17 protein-coding genes are annotated in these 20,892 nt (G+C 67.4%); 12 read left to right on the top strand and 5 right to left on the bottom strand.

Annotated elements, in window-relative coordinates:
- From HV786_RS23180 to HV786_RS23125, 12 genes are all read left to right on the top strand, one after another.
- A partial coding sequence (locus HV786_RS23180) for a 3-hydroxyacyl-CoA dehydrogenase family protein (RefSeq protein ID WP_175211912.1) occupies nt 1–1,365 on the top strand: 1,365 nt, incomplete at its 5' end.
- Between the two features lie 61 nt (nt 1,366–1,426).
- On the top strand, nt 1,427–2,749 hold the full coding sequence (locus HV786_RS23175; RefSeq protein WP_175211911.1) for an OmpP1/FadL family transporter: 1,323 nt from the start codon (nt 1,427–1,429) through the stop codon (nt 2,747–2,749).
- 52 nt (nt 2,750–2,801) lie between these two features.
- Entirely contained in the window at nt 2,802–5,192 is a 2,391-nt protein-coding gene (locus HV786_RS23170) for a 3-hydroxyacyl-CoA dehydrogenase/enoyl-CoA hydratase family protein (protein WP_128828688.1), read from the top strand.
- Between the two features lie 145 nt (nt 5,193–5,337).
- Entirely contained in the window at nt 5,338–6,537 is a 1,200-nt protein-coding gene (locus tag HV786_RS23165; protein WP_175211910.1) for an acetyl-CoA C-acyltransferase, read from the top strand.
- Between the two features lie 16 nt (nt 6,538–6,553).
- The gene (locus HV786_RS23160) at nt 6,554–7,099 is read left to right on the top strand and encodes a DUF4442 domain-containing protein (RefSeq protein WP_056323642.1); all 546 of its coding nucleotides are present in this window, start codon (nt 6,554–6,556) and stop codon (nt 7,097–7,099) included.
- Entirely contained in the window at nt 7,063–7,650 is a 588-nt protein-coding gene (locus HV786_RS23155; RefSeq protein ID WP_128828689.1) for a chalcone isomerase family protein, read from the top strand. Before HV786_RS23160 ends, HV786_RS23155 begins: the two co-directional genes overlap by 37 nt.
- 29 nt (nt 7,651–7,679) lie before the next feature.
- Nucleotides 7,680–9,443, top strand: coding sequence for an AMP-binding protein (locus HV786_RS23150; protein ID WP_175211909.1), 1,764 nt, complete (start codon nt 7,680–7,682; stop codon nt 9,441–9,443).
- Nucleotides 9,444–9,720: 277 nt separating this feature from the next.
- Entirely contained in the window at nt 9,721–11,838 is a 2,118-nt protein-coding gene (locus HV786_RS23145) for a TonB-dependent siderophore receptor (RefSeq protein ID WP_420809654.1), read from the top strand.
- A 193-nt stretch (nt 11,839–12,031) separates the two neighbouring features.
- Entirely contained in the window at nt 12,032–13,018 is a 987-nt protein-coding gene (locus HV786_RS23140; protein WP_276558103.1) for a 2-keto-3-deoxygluconate permease, read from the top strand.
- Nucleotides 13,015–14,232, top strand: a complete 1,218-nt coding sequence (dtnK, locus tag HV786_RS23135; RefSeq protein WP_175211908.1) for a D-threonate kinase — start codon at nt 13,015–13,017, stop codon at nt 14,230–14,232. The genes HV786_RS23140 and dtnK overlap by 4 nt, the downstream gene beginning before the upstream one ends.
- Nucleotides 14,229–15,281, top strand: a complete 1,053-nt coding sequence (gene pdxA / locus HV786_RS23130; RefSeq protein ID WP_175211907.1) for a 4-hydroxythreonine-4-phosphate dehydrogenase PdxA — start codon at nt 14,229–14,231, stop codon at nt 15,279–15,281. Before dtnK ends, pdxA begins: the two co-directional genes overlap by 4 nt.
- A gap of 5 nt (nt 15,282–15,286) precedes the next feature.
- Nucleotides 15,287–16,177, top strand: coding sequence for a GntR family transcriptional regulator (locus HV786_RS23125; protein WP_175211906.1), 891 nt, complete (start codon nt 15,287–15,289; stop codon nt 16,175–16,177).
- Between the two features lie 94 nt (nt 16,178–16,271).
- On the opposite strand, the gene HV786_RS23120 is transcribed toward HV786_RS23125, so the two are convergent.
- The 5 genes from HV786_RS23120 to HV786_RS23100 are packed head-to-tail and all read right to left on the bottom strand — an operon-like array spanning nt 16,272 to nt 20,870.
- Nucleotides 16,272–17,669 (bottom strand): 3-carboxy-cis,cis-muconate cycloisomerase, encoded by a 1,398-nt coding sequence (locus HV786_RS23120; RefSeq protein WP_128828691.1) that lies wholly within the window; start codon nt 17,667–17,669, stop codon nt 16,272–16,274.
- 24 nt (nt 17,670–17,693) lie between these two features.
- Nucleotides 17,694–18,263 (bottom strand): protocatechuate 3,4-dioxygenase subunit alpha, encoded by a 570-nt coding sequence (gene pcaG / locus HV786_RS23115; RefSeq protein WP_128828692.1) that lies wholly within the window; start codon nt 18,261–18,263, stop codon nt 17,694–17,696.
- Nucleotides 18,264–18,266: 3 nt separating this feature from the next.
- A complete protein-coding gene (gene pcaH, locus HV786_RS23110; protein WP_128828693.1) occupies nt 18,267–18,968 on the bottom strand; it encodes a protocatechuate 3,4-dioxygenase subunit beta in 702 nt (233 codons plus the stop codon).
- A 58-nt stretch (nt 18,969–19,026) separates the two neighbouring features.
- A complete protein-coding gene (locus tag HV786_RS23105) occupies nt 19,027–20,307 on the bottom strand; it encodes a TRAP transporter large permease subunit (protein WP_128828694.1) in 1,281 nt (426 codons plus the stop codon).
- Complete coding sequence (locus tag HV786_RS23100; RefSeq protein WP_420809656.1) at nt 20,304–20,870, bottom strand: TRAP transporter small permease; 567 nt, start codon at nt 20,868–20,870, stop codon at nt 20,304–20,306. The genes HV786_RS23105 and HV786_RS23100 overlap by 4 nt, the downstream gene beginning before the upstream one ends.
- Between the last annotated feature and the right edge of the window lie 22 nt (nt 20,871–20,892).

Below are 20,892 nucleotides of genomic sequence, written 5' to 3'. Positions count from 1 at the left end.
CAGACCGTCCTGTCGCGCAAGCCCGCCCGGCGCGCGCGCGGCCTGGGCGCGTTGCTGAACCGCTGGCCGCTGAAAGCCATCGTTGCCAACCGCGCCCGCAAGCAGATTGCCGCCAAGGATCCGCTGGGCCATTACCCGGCCGCGCCCGCCATCGTGGAAATCTGGGAAAAGCATGGCGGCAATGCGCTCAAGGCGCCCGACCTCATCGAACGCATCATTTCGTCCGGCACGGCGCGCAACCTGCTGCGCGTGTTCCGCCTGCAAGAGCGTCTGAAGGCCAACGGCAAGCAGCCCGGCGTTGCGCCCGCGCGCCACGTGCACGTGGTGGGCGCGGGCGTAATGGGCGGCGACATCGCCGCCTGGTGCGCATACAAGGGCATGACCGTGACTCTGCAGGACCAGGAGATGTCCCGCATCGCGCCGGCCATCAAGCGCGCCGCGGAGCTTTATACGCGCCGCCTGAAAGACCCGCGCCTGGCGCGCGCCGCGTTCGACCGGCTGATGCCGGACCCGGAAGGCAACGGCGTGCCGCTGGCAGACGTCATCATCGAGGCCATCAGCGAGCAGCCCGACGCCAAACGCGCGCTGTACAGTTCGCTGGAACCGCGCATGAAGCCGGATGCGCTGCTGGCGACCAACACGTCCAGCCTGTCGCTCGAAACGCTGCGCGAAGGCCTGGCGCGGCCGGAGCGCCTGGTGGGCATTCATTTCTTCAATCCCGTGGCCAAGATGCCGCTCGTGGAAGTCGTGCACGCGCAAGGCGGCGACCCCGACGCCCAGACCCGCGCCTGCGCCTTCGTGGGCCAGATCGACAAGCTGGCGCTGCCGGTCAAGAGCGCGCCCGGCTTCCTGGTGAACGCGGTGCTTGCGCCCTACATGCTGCAGGCCATGCGTAGCGTGGACGACGGCGTCGCGCCGGAAACCGTGGACGCCGCGATGGTGGCCTTCGGCATGCCGATGGGGCCGCTGGAGCTGGCCGACACCGTGGGCCTGGACATTGCACGCGACGCAGGCGCGCAACTGGCCGGCGGCGCCGAGCCGCCGCGTTGCCTGGCCGAGCGCCTGGCGCGCAACGAGCTTGGCAAAAAGAGCGGCAAGGGCTTTTACACCTGGCGCGATGGCAAGCCGGTCAAGCAGCGCGGCGCGGATCCCGCCGCCGCGCCCGCCGGCCTGGCTCAGCGCCTGATCCAGCCGCTTATCGACGCCACGCGGGAACGGGTCGCGGGCGGCATCGTGGCCGACGCCGATCTGGCCGACGCCGGCGTGATTTTTGGGACGGGCTTCGCGCCATTCACGGGAGGCCCCTTGCATTACGAAGCAGGCAGCACCAAGCAGGACCGCAGCACAGCGGCTCGCGCCGATTAGACCGGCAAAACCAGGCCGGCAGTGGAAGAGAGACACACATCCAACTCGAGGAGGCAGTACCATGCGCAGACGTCCATTGTCCCTGAGCACCCTGTCGGCCATCCTGGTCGGCCTGGGCGCATCCGCAACGTCCTACGGCGCCGGTTTTCAGCTCTTGGAGCAGAACGCCAGCGGCCTGGGCAACGCGTATGCGGGCTCGGCGGCAAACCCGGAGAATGCCAGCATCATGTATTTCAACCCGGCAGGCCTGACCTATCTGCCGGGCCTTAATTTCTCCGGCGGGGTAAACCTGATCAAGCCGTCGTTCAAGTTTTCGGACAACGGCAACAGCCGCAACCCCAGCGCGCCGGGCATACCCGGATCGGGCTTGAACGGTTCGGTTCCCACCGGCGGCAATGGCGGGGACGCCGGCCATCTGGGCGTCGTGCCCAACCTCTACGCCTCCTGGCAGCTGAACGAGCAGTGGTACATCGGTCTGGGCGTCGGCGCCCCGTTCGGCCTGATGACCGAATACGACGACGGCTGGGTCGGCCAATACCACTCGAACAAGTTCGACATCAAGACCATCAACGTCAACCCGTCCATCGCCTACAAGGTCAACGAGAAATTCTCGATGGGCTTCGGCGTGAACTGGCAACACATCGACGCCACCTACAAGAAAAAGACCGTGGTGCCCATTGCCGGGTTGCCGCTGGCCACCAATGGAGACGCCGACCTGAACCTGAAGGGCGACGCGTGGGGCTGGAACGTCGGCTTCATGCTGCAACCCACCGAAGACACGCGCATCGGCCTGTCGTACCGCTCGAAGATCAAGCACTCGGCCAAGGGCGACACGGATATCGACAACATCGGCCCGGCCCGCCAGTCGGTGTCGTTCGATGCCAAAGCGAACGTCGACCTGCCCGATACGTTGATTCTTAGCGCCACGCACCAGCTCAACGAAAAATGGGAACTGCTGGGCGACGTGTCCTGGACGGGATGGAGCAGCATTCCCCAGTTGAAGATCAAGAACTCGGGTCCGGGCGCGCGCGACGATGTGCTGCCGCTCAACTTCCGCGATACCTGGCGCGTTGCCGTGGGCACCAACTACAAGTTCGCCCCCGCCTGGAAGTGGAAGTTCGGCCTGGCCTTCGATCAGTCGCCGGTGCATGACGCCGCCGACCGTCCCACGTCCCTGCCCGACAACGACCGCTACTGGTTCTCGACCGGCGTGCAATGGGCCGCCACGAAGGACACCACGATCGACGTGGGCTACACCTATCTGTACCTGCGCAAGACGGACATCGACACCACGTCCGGCAGCGCGGCCACCAAGGGCCGCGTCGCGGGCACCTACGACAGCAGCGGCCACATCCTCGGCCTGCAACTCTCGTCCCGCTTCTAGCCGTGAACGGGGGACGGCCGCGTGCCGCCCCCCGCTTTTTCAGGAGACTCCCTTGAGCAAGTTCGTCGTCAAACACGTCGCCGTGCTGGGTGCCGGCGTCATGGGCGCGCAGATCGCCGCCCACCTGGCCAATGCCGGCGTGCCGGTCACGCTGTTCGACCTGGCCGCCCGCGAAGGCGACCGCAACGGCACCGTCAAGAAGGCGCTGGCCGGCCTGAAAAAACTGGAACCCGCGCCGCTGGCCGGCGCCTCGCGCCTGGCGCTCATCACGCCCGCCAATTACGATGACGACCTCGCGCGCCTGAGCGGCTGCGATCTCGTCATCGAAGCCATCGCCGAGCGCATGGATTGGAAGACGGCACTGTACGAGCGCATCGCGCCGCACGTAGCGCCCGGCGCCATCGTGGCCTCGAATACGTCCGGCCTGTCCATCGACGCGCTGGCCAACCCGCTGCCCGCCGGGCTGCGCGACCGCTTCTGCGGCATCCATTTCTTCAATCCGCCGCGCTACATGCGCCTGGTGGAGATCATTGCCACCTCGCACACGCAACCGGACGTGCTGGACCAGCTGGAAACCTGGCTGACCTCCGCGCTGGGCAAGGGCGTGATCCGCGCGCTGGACACCCCGAACTTCGTTGCCAACCGCATTGGCGTGTTTTCGATCCTGGCCGCCATGCACCATACCGCGCGGCTGGGCCTGGCCTTCGACGAAGTCGACGCGCTGACCGGTCCCAAGATCGGCCGCCCCAAGAGCGCCACGTACCGCACCGCCGACGTGGTCGGGCTGGACACGCTGGCCCACGTGGTGGGCACGATGGAAAAGAACCTGCCCGACGATCCCTGGCACCGGTACTTCGCGCTGCCGGAATGGCTGTCGGCGCTGATCTCCAAGGGCGCGCTGGGCCAGAAGAGCGGCGCGGGCGTATACCGCAAGCAGGGCCGCGAGATCCAGGTGCTGGACCTGAAAAAGCAGGATTACGCGCCGGGCACGGGCAAGCTGGCCGATGAAGTCGCCGCGCTGCTCAAGGAACGCGATCCGGCCAAGCGCTTTGCCGCCCTGCGCGCCAGCGAGCATCCGCAGGCGCAATTTCTGTGGAGCCTGTTCCGCGACATCTTCCATTACAGCGCCGTGCAGCTCGAACACGTGGCCGACAACGCGCGCGACCTGGACCTGGCCATGCGCTGGGGCTTCGGCTGGGCGCAAGGCCCGTTCGAAACCTGGCAGGCCGCGGGCTGGCAGGCCATCGCCGCCGCCGTGGCCGAGGACATCGCCGCCGGCCGAGCCATGAGCAACACACCCCTGCCCGCCTGGGTGCTGGAACCGGACCGCCAGGGCGTGCATGCGCCGCAAGGCTCGTATTCCGCCCGCACGGGCAAGCTGCACCCGCGCTCGACGTTGCCGGTGTACGCGCGCCAGCTGTTCCCGGAACGCGTCGTGGGCGAAGCCGCCGACGATCGCGGCGTCACGATCTGGGAAAACGAAGGCGTGCGCCTGTGGAATCTGCCGCAGGTCGACGCTGGCATCGCCATCCTGTCGGTCACGTCGCGCAACCACACGCTGGGCGCCGAGGTGCTGGAAGGCGTGCTGCATGCGGTGGCCAAGGCCGAACGTGAATTCGACGGCCTGGTCATCTGGCACGACGCGCCGTTTGCGGTGGGCGCCAACCTGCAGCAGGTGGTCGAAGCCTGCGCGGCGGGCCAGTGGGACATGCTGGAGGCCACGGTCGAAAAATTCCAGCGTGCCTCGCAATCGTTCAAGTACGCGCAGATCCCGACCGTCGCCGCGGTGCAGGGCATGGCGCTGGGCGGAGGCTGCGAATTCCTGATGCACGCCTCCCACCGCGTGCTGGCGCTGGAAAGCTACATCGGGCTGGTCGAGGCCGGCGTCGGCCTCATTCCGGCGGGCGGCGGCAGCAAGGAGTTCGCCGCGCGTGCGGCGGCGCTGGCGGCCAAGACGGCCACGCCCGGCGAAGTCTTCCCCTACCTGCAACCGGTCTTCCAGACCATTGCGATGGCCCAGGTCGCCAAGAGCGCACTGGAAGCCATCGAGGCCGGTTTTGCCCGCGAACACGACATCGTGCTGTTCCATCCCGGCGAACTGTTGTATGTGGCCATCGGCCAGGCACGCGCCGCGGCACAGGCAGGCTACACGCCGCCTGCCCGCCTGCAGAACGTGCCGGTGGCCGGCCGCAACGGCATCGCCAATTTCGAGATGGTGCTGGTCAACATGCGCGAAGGAGGCATGATCAGCGCGCACGACTACCGCGTGGCCCGCAGTGCTGCCGTCGCGCTGTGCGGCGGCGAGGTCGAGACCGGCACCAAGGTCGACGAAGAATGGCTGCTGGCCGTGGAGCGCAAGGAATTCGTGGCGCTGCTGCGCACGCCCGAGACCCAGGCGCGCATCCGCCACACCCTGGAAACCGGCAAGCCGCTACGGAATTGATCCCCCCCAGGCGCCTGCGGCGCTTCCCCCAGGGGCGCCGCAAGCGGACCGGCAGAGCCGGATCCGCGCGGCCCCGCTTGTGGGAGACCATTTTGCGCGGGGGTCCGATTGATATATCTCGCTATTGATAGTTGAGGAAATGGATATGAGCACGCAGATCCAAGACGCCTACATCGTTGCCGCCACGCGCCTGCCGGTGGGCAAGCGCAATGGCGCCTACATCACCACCCGACCCGACGACATGCTGGCCGCCGCGCTGAACGGCGCGCTGGCGCAGGCGCCCGGGCTGGACGCCGCCCGCATCGACGACGTAATCGCCGGATGCGCCATGCCCGAGGCCGAACAGGGCATGAACGTGGCCCGCATCAGCCTGCTGCTGGCCGGCCTGCCGCAAAGCGTGGCGGGCGTCACCGTCAACCGCTTCTGCGCGTCGGGACTGCAGGCCGTGGCGGACGCCGCCGCCCGCATTCGATTGGGCGAGGCCGACATCATGATCGGCGCGGGCACCGAATCCATGAGCGCCATGCCGCAGATCATGGGCAACAAGGTGTCCATGAACCCGGCCATCTTCGCGCACGAAGAAAACATCGGCATGGCATTTGGCATGGGCCTGACCGGCGAAAAGGTCGCCGAACGCTGGAAGGTGTCGCGCGAGGATCAGGACGCCTTTGCGCTGGCCTCGCACCAGAAGGCCTGCGCGGCGATTGCCGCCGGCCACTTCCGCGCCGAGACCACACCGTTCGAGGTGGTCACGCACCTGCCGGACGGCGCCAGCGGCGCGGTGCGCGTCGCGCGCCGCCTCGTCGAGGTCGACGAAGGCCCGCGCCCCGACAGCAGCCTGGAAGCGCTGGCGCGGCTCAAGCCGGTCTTCTCCACGCGCGGCAGCGTCACGGCGGGCAACAGCTCGCAGATGTCGGACGGCGCGGCGGCCGTGATCCTGGTGTCCGATCGCATCCTGCGCGAATTCAACCTGAGCCCGCTGGCCCGCTTCGTGGGCTTTGCCGTGGCCGGTGTGCCGCCCGAGGTCATGGGCATCGGTCCCGTCGCCGCCATCCCGAAGGTGCTGGACCGCGCCGGCATCAAGCAGGACGCGCTGGACTGGATCGAGCTCAACGAAGCGTTCGCGGCCCAGTCGCTGGCCGTGATCCGCGAGCTGAACCTGGATCCGGCCAAGGTCAATCCGCTGGGCGGCGCCATTGCGCTGGGCCACCCGCTGGGGGCCACGGGCGCGATCCGCACCGCGACCATCACGCACGGGCTGCGCCGCACCGGCGGCAAGTACGGGCTGGTCACGATGTGCATCGGCACCGGCATGGGCGCGGCCGGCCTGTTCGAAGCCATGTAGCCAGGCGGCGGCCAGCGTGAAGCCCTATTGGTTCAAGAACCTGTCGCCCGAGTGGCGCGCGCGGCTGATGCGGGTGGGCTTCAACCTGCATCCGGCCTTTCGCGCCACCGGCGGCCGCGTGCTGCACGTGTCGCCGGACTTCCAGCACATCCGCATCAAGCTGCCGCTCTTGCGCCGCACCCGCAACATCGTGGGGTCGATGTACGGCGGCTCGCTCTTTGCGGTGACCGACGGCGCCCACCCGACCATGCTGATGTCGGCGTTGGGCCCGGATCACATCGTCTGGGACAAGGCGGCCTCCATCCGCTTTCGCAAGCCCGCTTACACCACGCTGTATGTCGACTTCCGGCTGCCGCCGGGCGAGATCGCCGAAATCCGGCGCTTGCTCGCCACGCACCACGAAACGACCCGCACCTATACGGTCGAACTGAAAGACAAGGACGACGTCGTGTACGCCGTCGTGGAACGCACGATCTACATCGCAGACAAGAAGTTCTACAAGCAGAAGAACACTGGAGGTGACAAATGCGTTTCAACCCCGGAGGGCGCACCGCCGCCCTGAGCCTGATTCTCGCGGCCTGCCTGGCGGGCGCGCCCGCCTTTGCCGACGTGGACGTTGCCGGCGTGCGCGTGCCCGAACAGCTTGCCGAAGGCAGCCAGGCGCTGACGCTGAACGGCGCAGGCCTGCGCACCCGTTTCGTCGTGAAGGTCTACGTGGCCGCGCTGTACGTCACCACGAAAAGCCACGACGCCGCCGCACTCATTGACAGCACGCAGCCGCGCCGCATGCGGCTGCGGATGCTGCGCGACGTGGACAGCAAAAGCCTGGACGGCGCGCTTCAGGACGGATTGCGAGACAATACGACCTCGCAGGAACTTGCCGCGCTGAAGGCGCCCGCCGAGCGCCTGTCACGCTTGATGAACGACATCGGCGCCGCGCGCGAGGGCGATGTCATCGATCTGGACTTCGATGCCCGCGGCGTTGCCGTTACCAGCAACGGCAAGCCGCGCGGCCGCATCGACGATCCCGCGTTCGCCCGCGCCCTGCTTCGCGTCTGGCTGGGCGACAGCCCCGCGCAGGCCTCCCTGAAGAAAGCCCTGCTGGGCAACTAGGGCCTTGCGCCCCAACGGAACCGCAAGACATGGAACGAATCTGGCACAAGAGCTATCCCTACGGTGTGCCCGCCGAGATCGGGACCGACAGCGCGACCACCCTGGTGACGATCATCCAGGAAAGCTTCCGGCGCTTTCCCGACAAGACGGCCTACATCAGCATGGGCAAATCGATCACCTATGCCGAATTGGACGCGCTGACGCGACGCTTCGCCGCATGGCTGCACGCGAACGGCATTGGCCGCGGCGACCGCGTCGCGCTGATGATGCCCAATCTGCTGCAGTACCCCGTCTGCCTCTTCGGCGCCCTGCGCGCCGGTTGCATCGTGGTGAACTGCAACCCGCTCTACACCGCGCACGAGCTTGAACACCAGCTTGCCGATGCGGGCGCGCGCGCCATCGTGGTCGCGGACAACTTTGCGGCCACGCTGCAAAAGGCGTTGCCCGCCACGCGGATCGAACGCGTGCTGGTGACTTCCATCGGCGAGATGCTGGGTCCCATCAAGGGGCGTCTCGTGGACTTTGCCGTGCGGCGCGTCAAGCGCATGGTGCCGGCGTGGTCGCTGCCCGGATCGCAGAAACTGGGCGATGCGCTGCGCCAAGCCCGCGACCTGCCTTTCACCGACGTGCCGCTCACCGCTGCCGACCTGGCGTTCCTGCAGTACACGGGCGGCACGACCGGCGTCGCGAAAGCCGCCATGCTGTCGCACGGCAACCTGGTGGCCAACGTCAGCCAGGCCTACGCCTGGGTCAGGCCCCTGGTGAAAGACGGCGAGGAATGCATCGTCACGGCCCTGCCGCTGTATCACATCTTTGCGCTGACGGCGAACTGCCTGACGTTCATGAAACTGGGCGCAAGCAACCTGCTCATCATCAATCCGCGCGATATTCCGGGGCTGATAAAAGAGATGGGCAAGGTGCCGTTCTCGGCGTTCACAGGCGTAAACACGCTCTTTAACGCGCTTCTCAACCACCCGGATTTTGCCCACCTGGATTTCTCGCGGCTGCGGTTGACGATGGGCGGCGGCATGGCGGTGCAGCGCTCGGTGGCAGACCGCTGGCGCGCCGCGACGGGCGTGTCGATTGCGCAGGCTTACGGGCTCACGGAAACGTCGCCCGCCGTCACCATCAATCCCCTGGACACCAAGATCTTCAACGGCTCCATCGGCTTGCCCGTGCCTTCCACCGACCTGTCGATCCGCGACGACGCCGGCCGCGAACTGGGGGTCGGGGAAAACGGCGAGATCTGCGTGCGTGGCCCGCAGGTCACGCAGGGCTACTGGAACCGGCCGGACGAGACGGCGCTGGTCATGTACCCGGACGGCTTCCTGCGCACGGGCGACATCGGCTACGTCGACGAGACGGGCTATGTCTATCTGGTCGACCGCAAGAAGGACATGATCCTGGTGTCGGGCTTTAACGTGTACCCGAACGAAGTCGAGGACGTGGCCGCGCTGCACCCGGGCGTGCGCGAGGTGGCGGCAGTGGGCGTGCCCGACGAGCGCTCCGGCGAGGCCGTCAAGCTCTACGTCATCCGCAAGGATCCCACGCTGGACGCGGATACGTTGATCGCGCATTGCCGCACGCAGCTCACGGGGTACAAGGTGCCCCGGTACATCGAATTCCGCGACGACCTGCCGCGCACCACCGTGGGCAAGATCCTGCGGCGCGAACTGCGTCCGGACGCGCAAGGCGCGGCGCCGGCCAATGCGCCCCACGCGGCCACCGACGCCATCGACAACGCAACTGCCCCCGCTCCCGCCGTCACCCGCCAAGCGACCGGCCAGGACTGATCGCCGCAGGCGCCCCGCCTTTCCGCCCTCGCGGCACTGTCGCACGCGGGCAACAGCGCCCGCGTCGGCCCCGGGCGTGGAACTGCGCGTCAACCCGCTGAATTCGCAAGGCTTTTCTTCGGCAATTCCCAAAGCCCCGCGCTGCCGCAGGGCTTTTTTACATCTTCCCCGATGTCCGCTATTGGCTGCGTGCATCAACACAATTAATAATAGTTATCGTTGTTATTTCTATACGTAGCTGGCCGCATCCTTTTGCCGCGCCAGTGGGGAGATCCTTTTGAAACGCCATCACACTCCGGCCGCCCAGCGCGCGCGGCTGCGCCCCCGTGTTCCCGCCGCCGCAGCGCTGGCTGCCTGCCTGGGCGCGGGCGCCGCGCACGCGCAACCCGAGCAGCCCGCCACGCTGCCCGCCGTGCAGGTCCTCGGCACCGGCGAGACCGCCACCGGCCCCGTCGAAGGCTATGTGGCCCGGCGCAGCGCCACCGCCACCAAGACAGACACGCCGCTGTCCGAGACGCCGCAGGCCATCACCGTGATCCCGCGCGAGCAGATCATCGACCAGGGCGCGCAGAACGTGCAGGACACGATGAACTACGCGGCTGGCGTGCGTCCGAACGCCTACGGCGTGGACAACCGCGGCGATTACGTGCGCGTGCGCGGCGTGGAGCCCGTGCAGTACCTGGACGGCCTGCGCCAGTTCTTCAACTACAACAACCCGCGCACCGAGGTCTACGGCCTGGAACGCGTCGAGGTGCTGCGCGGCCCGGCGTCGATGCTGTACGGACAGGGCAGCACTGGCGGCATCGTCAATCTGGTCAGCAAGCGCCCGCAGGCCGAACAGCAGGGCGAAATCGGCGTGCAGCTGGGCAACTTCAACCGCCGCGAAATCCAGGCGGACATCACCGGCCCGCTGACCGAGGACGGCCAGTGGCTGTACCGCGTGGTCGCGCTGGGCCGCGACAGCGACACGCAGGTGCAGTACGCGCAGGACGACCGGATGTTCCTCGCCCCGTCGCTCACGTGGCAGCCCAGCGCGGCCACCTCGCTCACGCTGCAGGCCTCGTGGCAGAAGGACCGGTCCGGCACGACGCAATCGTTCCTGCCCTGGAGCGGCACCGTCGACCACAATCCGAACGGCCGCATCCCCACGCGCCGCTTCGCCAGCGAGCCGGGCTTTGACGCCTACGACACCGAGCAATTCAACGTGGGCTGGCTGTTCGAACACCAGTTCAACGACACCTGGAAGGTCCGCCAGAGCTTTCGCAACACGGTCAGCAGCGTCGACTACAAGTCGCTCTATCCGAACGTCTATGGCGACCGCCGCGGCGATTCGTACATCGACGCCGCGCAGACCACCGTCGACCGTTACTACTACATCAACAAGCCCCGCATGCGCACCTTGCTGGCCGACCAGAACCTGGAAGGCAAGCTGAACTGGGGCCGCACGCAGCACACCGTGATCGTGGGCATGGACTACACGCGCTACCGCGAAACCAGCCAGTCGGACAGCGGACTGGGATCGCCGCTGAACCTGTACCACCCGGTGTACGGCAACGCGCCGGATTACACGCTGACCGACACGCCCAAGCAGCGCCAGCAGCAATTGGGCTTCTACGCGCAGGACCAGATCACGTTCGACAAGAACTGGATCCTGCTGGCCGGCATCCGCCGCGATCGTGTCGAAAGCACGACTGACGGCCAGGACAAGGAAACCGACCAGGCCACCACCAAGCGCTTCGGCCTGATGTATGCGGCCGACAACGGCTGGTCGCCCTACGTGAGCTACAGCGAGTCCTTCACCCCCATCGCGGGCGCGGACTTCTACAACCAGCGCTGGAAGCCCATGCGCGGCAAGCAGTGGGAAGTGGGCCTGAAGTACATGCCGCCCGGCGCCGACCTGGAATTCACCGCGGCGGCGTACGACCTGCGCGAAAGCAACCGCCAGACCAACGATCCGGACAACCCCAACAACCAGATCCAGGCAGGCAAGACGCGCACGCGCGGCGTCGAACTGGAGATGCGCGGCCGCGTCACCCAGAACGTGGACGTGATCGCCAACTACATCTACACCGACATCGATCCGCAGCTTGAGGGCATGCCCAAGCACATGGCGTCGCTGTGGGGCAAATACCGTTTCACGCTCGCGGGCCAGCCCGGCTTCGCGGTCGGCGCCGGCACCCGCTTCCTGTCCAAGTTCCGCGACGGCGGCGCGCCGGAAACGCCGTCGGTGACGCTGTTCGATGCGATGGTCAGCTACACGAACGGACCGTGGCGCTACGCCCTGAACGTCAACAACATCGCGGACCGCACGTATGAAGTGGTGTGCCTGGACCGCGGAGACTGCTTCTACGGCGCGCGCCGCACGGTCATGTTGAGCGGCGCCTACCGCTTCTGACGTCCAAACCGTCCCCATATCCGGGACGGATACCTCGGGTCAACCTGTACGTACATGCTGTACGTACAGGTGTACACTACGATTTTTTCAACCGTCCGACAGACGCGCACATGAACGTCTGCAACCCAGAAAAATCGTCCTGGAGACCCCGATAGTGTCGACCGCAACTACCCGCTCGCCCTTTTTTGGCACGATGCAGAAAATCCCCGGTGGATTGATGCTGGTGCCGCTGATCCTGGGTTCCCTGATCGGCACCTTTGCCCCCGATGCGCTCGCCATCGGCGGCTTCACCACTGCGCTCTTCAAGAACAGCGCACTGCCGCTGATCGCGCTGCTGATCTTCGCAACCGGCACGCACGTCAACGCCCGCACGGGCGGTCCCATCCTGGCCACCGCCGGCACCATTCTGCTGATGAAGACGCTGGTGCCTGCCACCCTCATCATCATCCTGGGCAGCTACGTCGGTCTTGACGGCCTGTGGGGTGTGTCGATCCTGGCGATGCTCGCCGCCTTCGACAACAGCAACGGCGGCCTGTGGCTGGCCTACACCGGCCAGTACGGCGATGCCCGCGACCGCGGCGCCTACGTGGCCAGCGCGGTCAACGACGGCCCCTTCTTCAGCCTGCTGTTCCTGGGCGCGTCTGGCCTTGCCGACATTCCGATGATCGCCCTGGTGGCCGCGCTGGTGCCCTTCCTGCTGGGCGTGGTCGTGGGCAACCTGGACCCGAAGTGGCGCGACGTGCTCAAGCCCGTGCCGAATATCGTCATCCCGTTCTTCGCCTTTGCCCTGGGCACCGGCATCAATCTGGGCGCGGTCGTCAGCGGCGGCATCAGCGGTCTGATCCTGGGCCTGATCATCAGCCCCATCACCGGCGGTCTGGTCTACCTGGGCTATCGCCTGATCCTGCGCCGCGGCGGCAAGAGCGGCCTGGGCTTTGCGGCCGGCACCACCGCCGGCAACGCCATCGCCACGCCCGCCGTGGTCGCGGCCGCCGACCCCAACTTCCAGCAGTATGTGTCGGCCGCCACCGCGCAGGTCGCCGCGTGCGTGCTGATCAGTTCCATTCTGGCTCCGGTGCTGGCATCCTGGTTCCTCAAGCGCGCCGGTGAGCTCAAGTCCGAGGACGCCGATGCCACCGTTGCCCCACCCCTGACCGAAGCCCGCGGAGAGGCCTTGTGAAACCCGCCATCGCCATCGTCGCCGACGACCTGACCGGATCCGGCGACACCGCCGTGCAATTCGTGCGGGCTGGCTGGTGCACGCACCTGTCCATCGGCGGCGCGGACGAGGCCCTGGCAGGTCCCGCGCACGACGACGTCGAGGTGCTGGCCGTCACGACCAACAGCCGGGCGCTCAGCGCCGCCGATGCCGCCGACGTCATCGGCCGCAACGTGCGGCAATTGCGTGAAGCCGGCGTGTCGCGCCTGTACAAGAAGGTCGATTCGACCCTGCGCGGCGCCTTCAAGGCCGAGATCGACGCGGCGCGCGACGCCTGGCGCGACGACGCCATCGCGGTGGTCTGCCCCGCCTTTCCGGCCACGGGCCGCACCGTCGAGCAAGGCATTCTGTATGTAAACGGCAAGCCGGTCACCGAGACCTCGGCGGCCACCGACCCGGTCACGCCGGTAACCGAAAGCCATATTCCGACCTTGCTCGGCAGCGCCCACGTGGCGCCGCTGGCGGACGACACGCCGGAAACGCTGGCCGCGCGCATCGCGCAGGCCGGCGCCACCGTGGTGGTCGATGCCGCCACCGATGACGACCTGGAACGGCTGGCGCGCGCCGTCGGCCTGCTGGGCGAGCGCGCCCTGCCCGTGGGCGCGGGCGGACTGGCCGTGCCGCTTGCCCGCGTGTGGGCAGGCGCCGACCAGACCGCGCCTGTCGTGGTCGTGGTGACGTCGCAGCACAGCGCCGCGCGCGGCCAGGCCGCCGCGCTGCAGGCTGCGGGTGCCGACACCTGGCGCCCGTCGCTCGAGCAGTTGGCCGACGACGCGCAATGGCAGGCCTGGAGCCAGCCGCTGCTGCAGGCGCACGCGCAGGCCCCGCTGGAAGCCGGCACGATTCTGCTGCTGGCCCCAGAAGGCCAGCGCGCCGGCCTGGATTCCGACAAGGTCGCCGACCGCCTCGGCAGCCTGGCCGCGCAATTGATTGCCGCCTCGCGCGCGGCCGGCGTGGTCGCCACCGGCGGCGACGGCGCGCGCAGCGTGCTGTTGGCGCTGCAAGCCAACGGCATCGCGCTGGTGGACGAAGTGATGGGCGGCGTGCCTCTGGGCACGCTGACCGGAGGCACGGCCGCGGGCCTGCCCGTGGTGACCAAGGCCGGCGGCTTTGGCACCGAAGACGTACTGGTTCGCGCGGTGCGCGCGATCCGCGACAGGAGATTCAAGCGATGACACAAACCCTTCCCGCGAAGCTGCCCCTCTTGGCTGTGACCTTGGGCGACGTAGCGGGCATCGGGCCGGAAATCACGGCCAAGATGCTCATGGGCCACGACGAATTGCGCCAGAAGGCGCGCCTTTTCGTCGTTGGCGATGCTGACGTCATGGCCAATGCGGTGCGCAATCTGGGCGCCGACCCTGCCATCGTGCGCAAGATCGAGCGCCCGGCCGACGCGACCAACACCCCGGGCCTGATCGAAGTGCTGCAGGCCGGCCCGTCGCTGGCGCACGTGAAGCTGGGCGAGATCAGCGCGGACGCCGGCGACGGCTCGGTGCGCTTTGTCACCACGGCCTGCGCCCTGGCGCGCGCCGGCGAGATCGACGGCATCGTCACCGCTCCGCTGAACAAGGCCGCCATGCACGCCGCCGGCCACAAGTGGCCCGGCCACACCGAACTGCTGGCGCATGAGTTCGGCGTCAAGACGTTCTCGCTGGTGCTGTCGGCCGGCGACCTCTACATCTTCCACGCCACGACGCACGTGTCGCTGCGCCAGGCGATCGAAGACGTGAACCCTGCCCGCATGCGCGCCGTGCTGCGGCTGGCCGGCGCGTTCGCCACCGCGCTGGGCCGTGCCGACGAACCCGTGGCGGTCGCGGGCCTGAACCCGCACGCCGGTGAGAACGGCATCTTCGGCAGCGAAGACGCTGACATCCTGGCGCCCGCCGTGGCTGAAGCCAACGCCGCCGGCATCCTGGCCGCCGGTCCCATCCCGGCCGACGCGCTGTTCCCGCAGGCCGTGCGCGGCAAGTGGAAGTTCGTGATCGCCTGTTACCACGACCAGGGCCACGCGCCCTTCAAGTCCGTGTACGGCGACGACGGCGTCAACATCACCGTCGGCCTGCCGGTCGTGCGCGTCTCCGTGGACCACGGCACCGCGTTCGACATTGCCGGCAAGGGCATCGCGCGCGAAGACAGCCTGATCCTGGCCGCCGAGCGCGCCGCGCATCTGGCCCCGGGCTGGACGCATGTATGGGAAACTGCGCGGGCACAAACCGGAGGTTGATTCCCATGGCGCCCGCCACGCACGACGCATTGCCCGATCTTGACCGCGCGGGAGACATCCCGCTGCACGCCCAGGTGGCGTCGCGGTTGCGCGGATACATCCGCACGAACAAGCTCGCGGCAGGCGCCGTGCTGCCCAGCGAGGCGGCGCTGTGCGACCGCTTCGGCGTGGCCCGCAGCGTGGTGCGCCAGGCCCTGGCGGCGCTGGCCGCCGAGGGTCTCATTCAACGCGAGACCGGCCGCCCCGCCACCGTGGCGGCGCCGCAGGAACACCGCCGCCTGGTGCAGCGGTCCACCGGTCTTTACGAACAGTTCGCCCAATCGGGTGTTGCGCTGCGCACGCGCGTGCTGGCGCTGGGCCCGGCCGAGCCGCCCGCCGACGTGGCCGAGTTCTTCGGCACCACCCGCCTGTTATTGCTGGAACGCCTGCGCCACGTGGCCGAAGCGCCGCTGGCCTACGTGCGCACCTGGCTGCCCGCCGACGCGGTGCCGGGACTCGTCGCCGACCATCTGGCAGACGCCTCCCTGCACGGCGTGCTGACGCGGCAGTTCGGCCTGCGCCCCGGCGCGGGGCGCAACCAGATCCGCGCCGTCGCGGCCGACGACAAGCTCGCCACGCTGCTCGACACGCAGACCGGCACGCCGCTGCTGATGCTGCAAGGCCAGGGCATGGACCAGCACGGCAAGCCGTTGGAATGGTTTACCACCTGGCACCGCGCCGAACAACTGGTGTTCGACGTGGACGTCAGCATGGGACACGAAAGCGTGCAGCCGCGGCTGCATGACCCCGCCCCGGAACCGCAGGCGCCGGTCAACGGACATGATCCGCTGGCGCGCGCGCAGGCGCTGGTGGCGGAGCTATCGGCGGAACTGGAACGCTTGCGCGCGCAGTCCTGAACCCTGGCGCGATTCGCGCCAGCCGTGTTGCAGGCGGGTAGTCAAAGCAATCCTCGTCGCGGCGGTTTCCCGCGTTTTGAGTGCAGCAAGGCGCTTACGCCGCCTGCCCACCGTCCCGGCCCGCGCGCCACGCCGCCAACACCCGGTCGCAGATCGCAGGCGCCTCGCCAACATAATTCGCCGGATTGCCAAGACGATCCAGATCATCGTCGCTGAGCAGTCCGCGCGTCGCGGCATCGCTCTCCAACGCTTCGCGCAGCGCGTCCCTGAGTGGACGCTTCGTCACGACCGCATCCCGCGAGGCGCGCTCCACTAGCGCATGCGCAGGCAGTCGGCCCAGCCGGGCTCCCAACGCCAGCATGTAGGCTTCGCCCAGGATGAGGCCGTCGGTCAGCGCCAAATTCTGCAACATGCGATCCGGATACACCTCAAGCCCGTCCAGCACGCCGGCGAGATGGCGCAACGCGCCCCCCGTCAACGCGGCAATCTGGGGCAGCACATCCCACTCTGCCTGCCAGCCGCCCAGCGCGCGCTCATGTTCCTGGATCATCCCTGACAGCATCGTCGACACCAGCGGCGGCACGCGGATCGCGGCCGCCAGGATGGCCGCGCAAGCCACGGGATTGCGCTTGTGCGGCATGGTGCTCGATCCGCCGCGTCCCGGGCCTGCCGGCTCGCTTACCTCGCCGATCTCGGACTGTGCCAGCAGCGACACGTCCCGGGCAATCTTGCCCATCGTGCCGGCCAGCACCCCCAACGACGCGGTCAGACTGGCAAGACGGTCACGATGCGTGTGCCAGGGCATCGCAGGCGCGCCCAGTTCCAGCTCGGCGGCCAGCGCCCGCCTTACGTCAACGCCCGCCGAGCCAAGGCTCGCCAGCGTGCCCACGGCCCCGCCGAACTGCAGCAGTGCGATCTGCGATGCGTCCTCGCGCAAGCGGAGCCGGCTGCGCTCCAACGCCTCCAGCCAACCCGCGGTCTTGGCCCCGAAGGTGGTGGGCAGCGCATGCTGCAGCCACGTGCGCCCCACCATGATGGTGTCCCGATGCGCGCCGGTCAGCCGCGCACAAGCCAGCGTGGCACTCGACAGCCCGGCATCAAGCCTCGCGGCCAACTGCCGCAACTGCAGAACGAGCGCCGTATCCAGAATGTCCTGGCTGGTCGCGCCCCAATGCACATAGCGGGCGGCTTCGGCATCCACGCGCGCGATGGCCGCGGTCAATTGCTTGACGAACGGGATCGCGATGTTTCCCGCCGCAACCGCTGCCGTGGCGAGGCCGTCCATGTCCAGCATGTCGCTGATCTCGCCGCCCAGGCAGACCGCATCGATGACCGCCGCGGCGCTTGCGGGAATGACGCCGCATTGCCCTTGCACCTTGGCCAGGGCTGCCTCCACGGCAAGCATCTGGCCGACGGTCGCCGCGCCGGAAAACAGCGACAGGATCGCCTCGTCCGAATAGATGCATTCGGTCAACCCTGAAAGGTTGCTCATGGTGTGGGCCTCTGCCGCGCCGGATCAAATGTCGAAAAACACTGTTTCGTCCGATCCTTGCAGGATGATGTTCCAGCGCAGAACGCCCGCCTGCGCCGGTTGCGCCACCATCGTGCCGCGCCGGCTGGCAGGCACCTTGCCCAGGATCCAGTCCGCCTCGTTGGCGCCGGCCTCATCCGGGAAATACATCCGCGTCGACAGGTGCTTGAGCAGGCCGCGCATGAAGACGGATACCACCAGATGCGGCGCCTGCAGCTGTCCGTCCGGCCCGGGCACACGCCCCGGCTTGATCGTGGTGAAACGAAAACCGCCGTCCGGCTGCGTGGCCACACGGCCAAAGCCGCCGAAGCCCCCGCTGCCCTCGCCATGCCGGGGATCGTCCGGATGCCCGTACACGCCGCGCGCGTCGGCCTGCCATATCTCGACCATGCCGTCCGGCACGGGATTGCCTTCGCCATCGATCACGCGCCCTTCGATGACGACGGGCGGCACACCCAGGTCGCTGCGTCCTTCCGTCAGATCGTCGCGGTTCAACCCGGACAGCCCGATGTGCAGATAAGGGCCGACAGTCTGTGAACTGGTGGGATAGAGCATGCGTTACTCCATGGGCGTGGCGTTGCGGCCGCGCAAAACGATGTCGAAGCGATAGCCCAGCGCGTACTCGGGGGCAGTAGTCTCCCAATCCAGCGCGGCAATCAGCCGATTGCGCGCCTTGGCGTCCGGCACGCACTGGAAAATGGGATCAAACTCCAGTAGCGGATCGCCGGGAAAGTACATCTGAGTGACCAGCCGCGTGGCATACGCGCGGCCAAATAGCGAAAAGTGAATGTGCTGCGGACGCCATCCGTTGTAATGGTTGCCCCACGGATACGCGCCCGGCTTGATCGTCTTGAATTGATAGTGGCCTTGGGCGTCCGTAACGGTTCGCCCTTCGCCACTGAAGTTCGGATCCAGCGGCGCATCGTGCTGATCCCGCTTATGCAGATAGCGGCCCGCGGCATTGGCCTGCCAGATCTCGATCAACGCGTCCGGCACCGGCCGGCCGTTCTCGTCCAGCACCCGGCCGGACACGATGATGCGCTCGCCGATGGCTTCAGCTGTGGACACGCGGGTCAGGTCGTTATCGCCCTGCTTGACGAACGCCCCGCCGAACATCGGCCCCGTGACCTCCGATAGCGTCTGCGGCACGACGATCAGCGGTTCATTCGGCGAGCGCAAGCGGGTGGACCCATACGGATCGAAACGGTAACCCGGCTGGGTGTCCCAGAAGGGGCGCCGGTATTGAGCAAGATCGGACATTGCAGAAATCTCCCATTAATCAGGCTTCACGGTGCGCCGGCGGGAGGCGCGTGGGCGCCTACCCGCCAAACCAGCGCGCGGGAATGATCACCAGGGCCGGAAAGGCCACCATCAGGAACATGACAAGAAACTCGGCGGCCATGAACGGCAGGACACCGCGCGTCACGTCGTCCATCTTCATCTTCCCGACACCGGCCACCACATTGAGCACGGTGCCCACGGGCGGTGTAACCAACCCGATCGAGTTGTTGATGATGAACAGCACGCCGAAATAGACCGGGTCGATGCCCGCCGCGCGCACCACCGGCATCAGCACGGGCGTGAGGATCAGGATGGTCGGTGTCATGTCCATGGCGGTGCCCACTACCATCACCAGCACCATGATGGCGGCCATTAGCAGGATCTTGTTGCCCATGAACGGCTGCAGCATGTCCACCACCTTGGACGGCAGGTCGGCCACGGTGATCAGCCAGGCGCTGACCATGGCGGCGGCAATCAGGAACATGACGATGGCGCTGGTCTTGGCCGCCGACACGAACACCGCGTACAGCTGATTGAGCTTGAGTTCTCGGTACACGAGCGTCGACACCAGCAAGGCGTAGGTCGCGGCGACCACCGCGGCTTCGGTCGGCGTGAATACCCCCATCCGCAGCCCCACCAGGATGATCACCGGCAGCATGAGCGCCCAGATCGCCTTGCGGAATGCGGCGGCGATCTCCTGCGCGGATTTGCGCGGCGGCGGCACGATCTGTTCGCGCCTGACCAGCCACGCCCACGTCAGCCACAACGCGCCGCCGATCATCAGGCCGGGCGCAATCGCGGCCATGAACAGCTTGGAAATGGACACGTTGGCCGCCACGCCGAAGATGACCAGGCCGATGCTCGGTGGAATGACCGGACCGATCACGCCGGTCGCGGCAATCAGGCCGCCCGCGGTCCGCTTCTTGTGACCGGCGCTGACCATCATCGGCAGAAGCAGCGCCGTGAGCGCGGCGGCGTCCGCCACGGCCGATCCCGACAAGGCCGACAGCAGGCAGCCCGCCATGATCGTGACGTAGCCAAGCCCGCCCTTCACATGTCCGACCAGCGCAAGCGCAAGATCGACGATACGGCGCGACAGCCCGCCCACATTCATGATTTCGCCGGCCAGCATGAAGAACGGCACGGCCAGCAACGGAAAGCTGTCCGCCCCGCCAATCACGTTTTGCGCGAGGATCTGCGCGTCAAAGATGTCCAGATGCCACATGAGCGCCACGCCGCTGGCGAGCAGCGCGAATGCGATGGGCACGCCCAGCGCCATGACGCCCAGCAGCGATCCGATGAATACGGCGATGGTCATGCGCTTCTCCCTGGCGCGCCGTTGCCGGCATCCTCGAGAATCTGCTTGAGCTGCACCGCCTCCTCGGATTCCTGGACCATGATCAGATCCTGATCCTGCAGCTTGCCGGCGAGCACGCGGTACAAATCCATGGCGATGATCAGGCCCGCCATCACCGAGAACACCAATCCGGCCACATAGACAATGGCCATCGGCAGGCCGCTCACCGGCGCGCTGACGTCCGCATTGATCACCGCCTGATCCCAGCTTCCCTTGAACATGAGGCCCACGATGTAGAGCATCAGCACCTGCCCCGCGACGAGACAGATCTTCTTGCCCGCCGTGGGCAGCTTGGCCACGATCATGTCCATGCCCAGGTGGCCGCGCTCCTTCAAGGCAATGACCGCCCCCAGAAAGGTCAGCCAGATGAACATCCAGCGCGACAGCTCTTCCGACAGCGTGATGCCGGAGTTAAAGCCGTAGCGCGCGACGACATTGCCGAAGACCAGCACCACCATCGCCGCCAGCAGCAAGGCGATGGCGAACGCCAGCACGCGGCAGACCGCGCCGATGAATCTGTCTATGACGACCATGGCCAGCCTCCTT

Origin of the sequence: Achromobacter mucicolens (assembly GCF_902859725.1) — a bacterium.
In the GTDB taxonomy this organism is placed as follows: domain Bacteria; phylum Pseudomonadota; class Gammaproteobacteria; order Burkholderiales; family Burkholderiaceae_B; genus Achromobacter; species Achromobacter mucicolens.
Note: the sequence above shows the minus strand (reverse complement) of the source record. Positions and strands in the feature narration are given on the sequence as shown.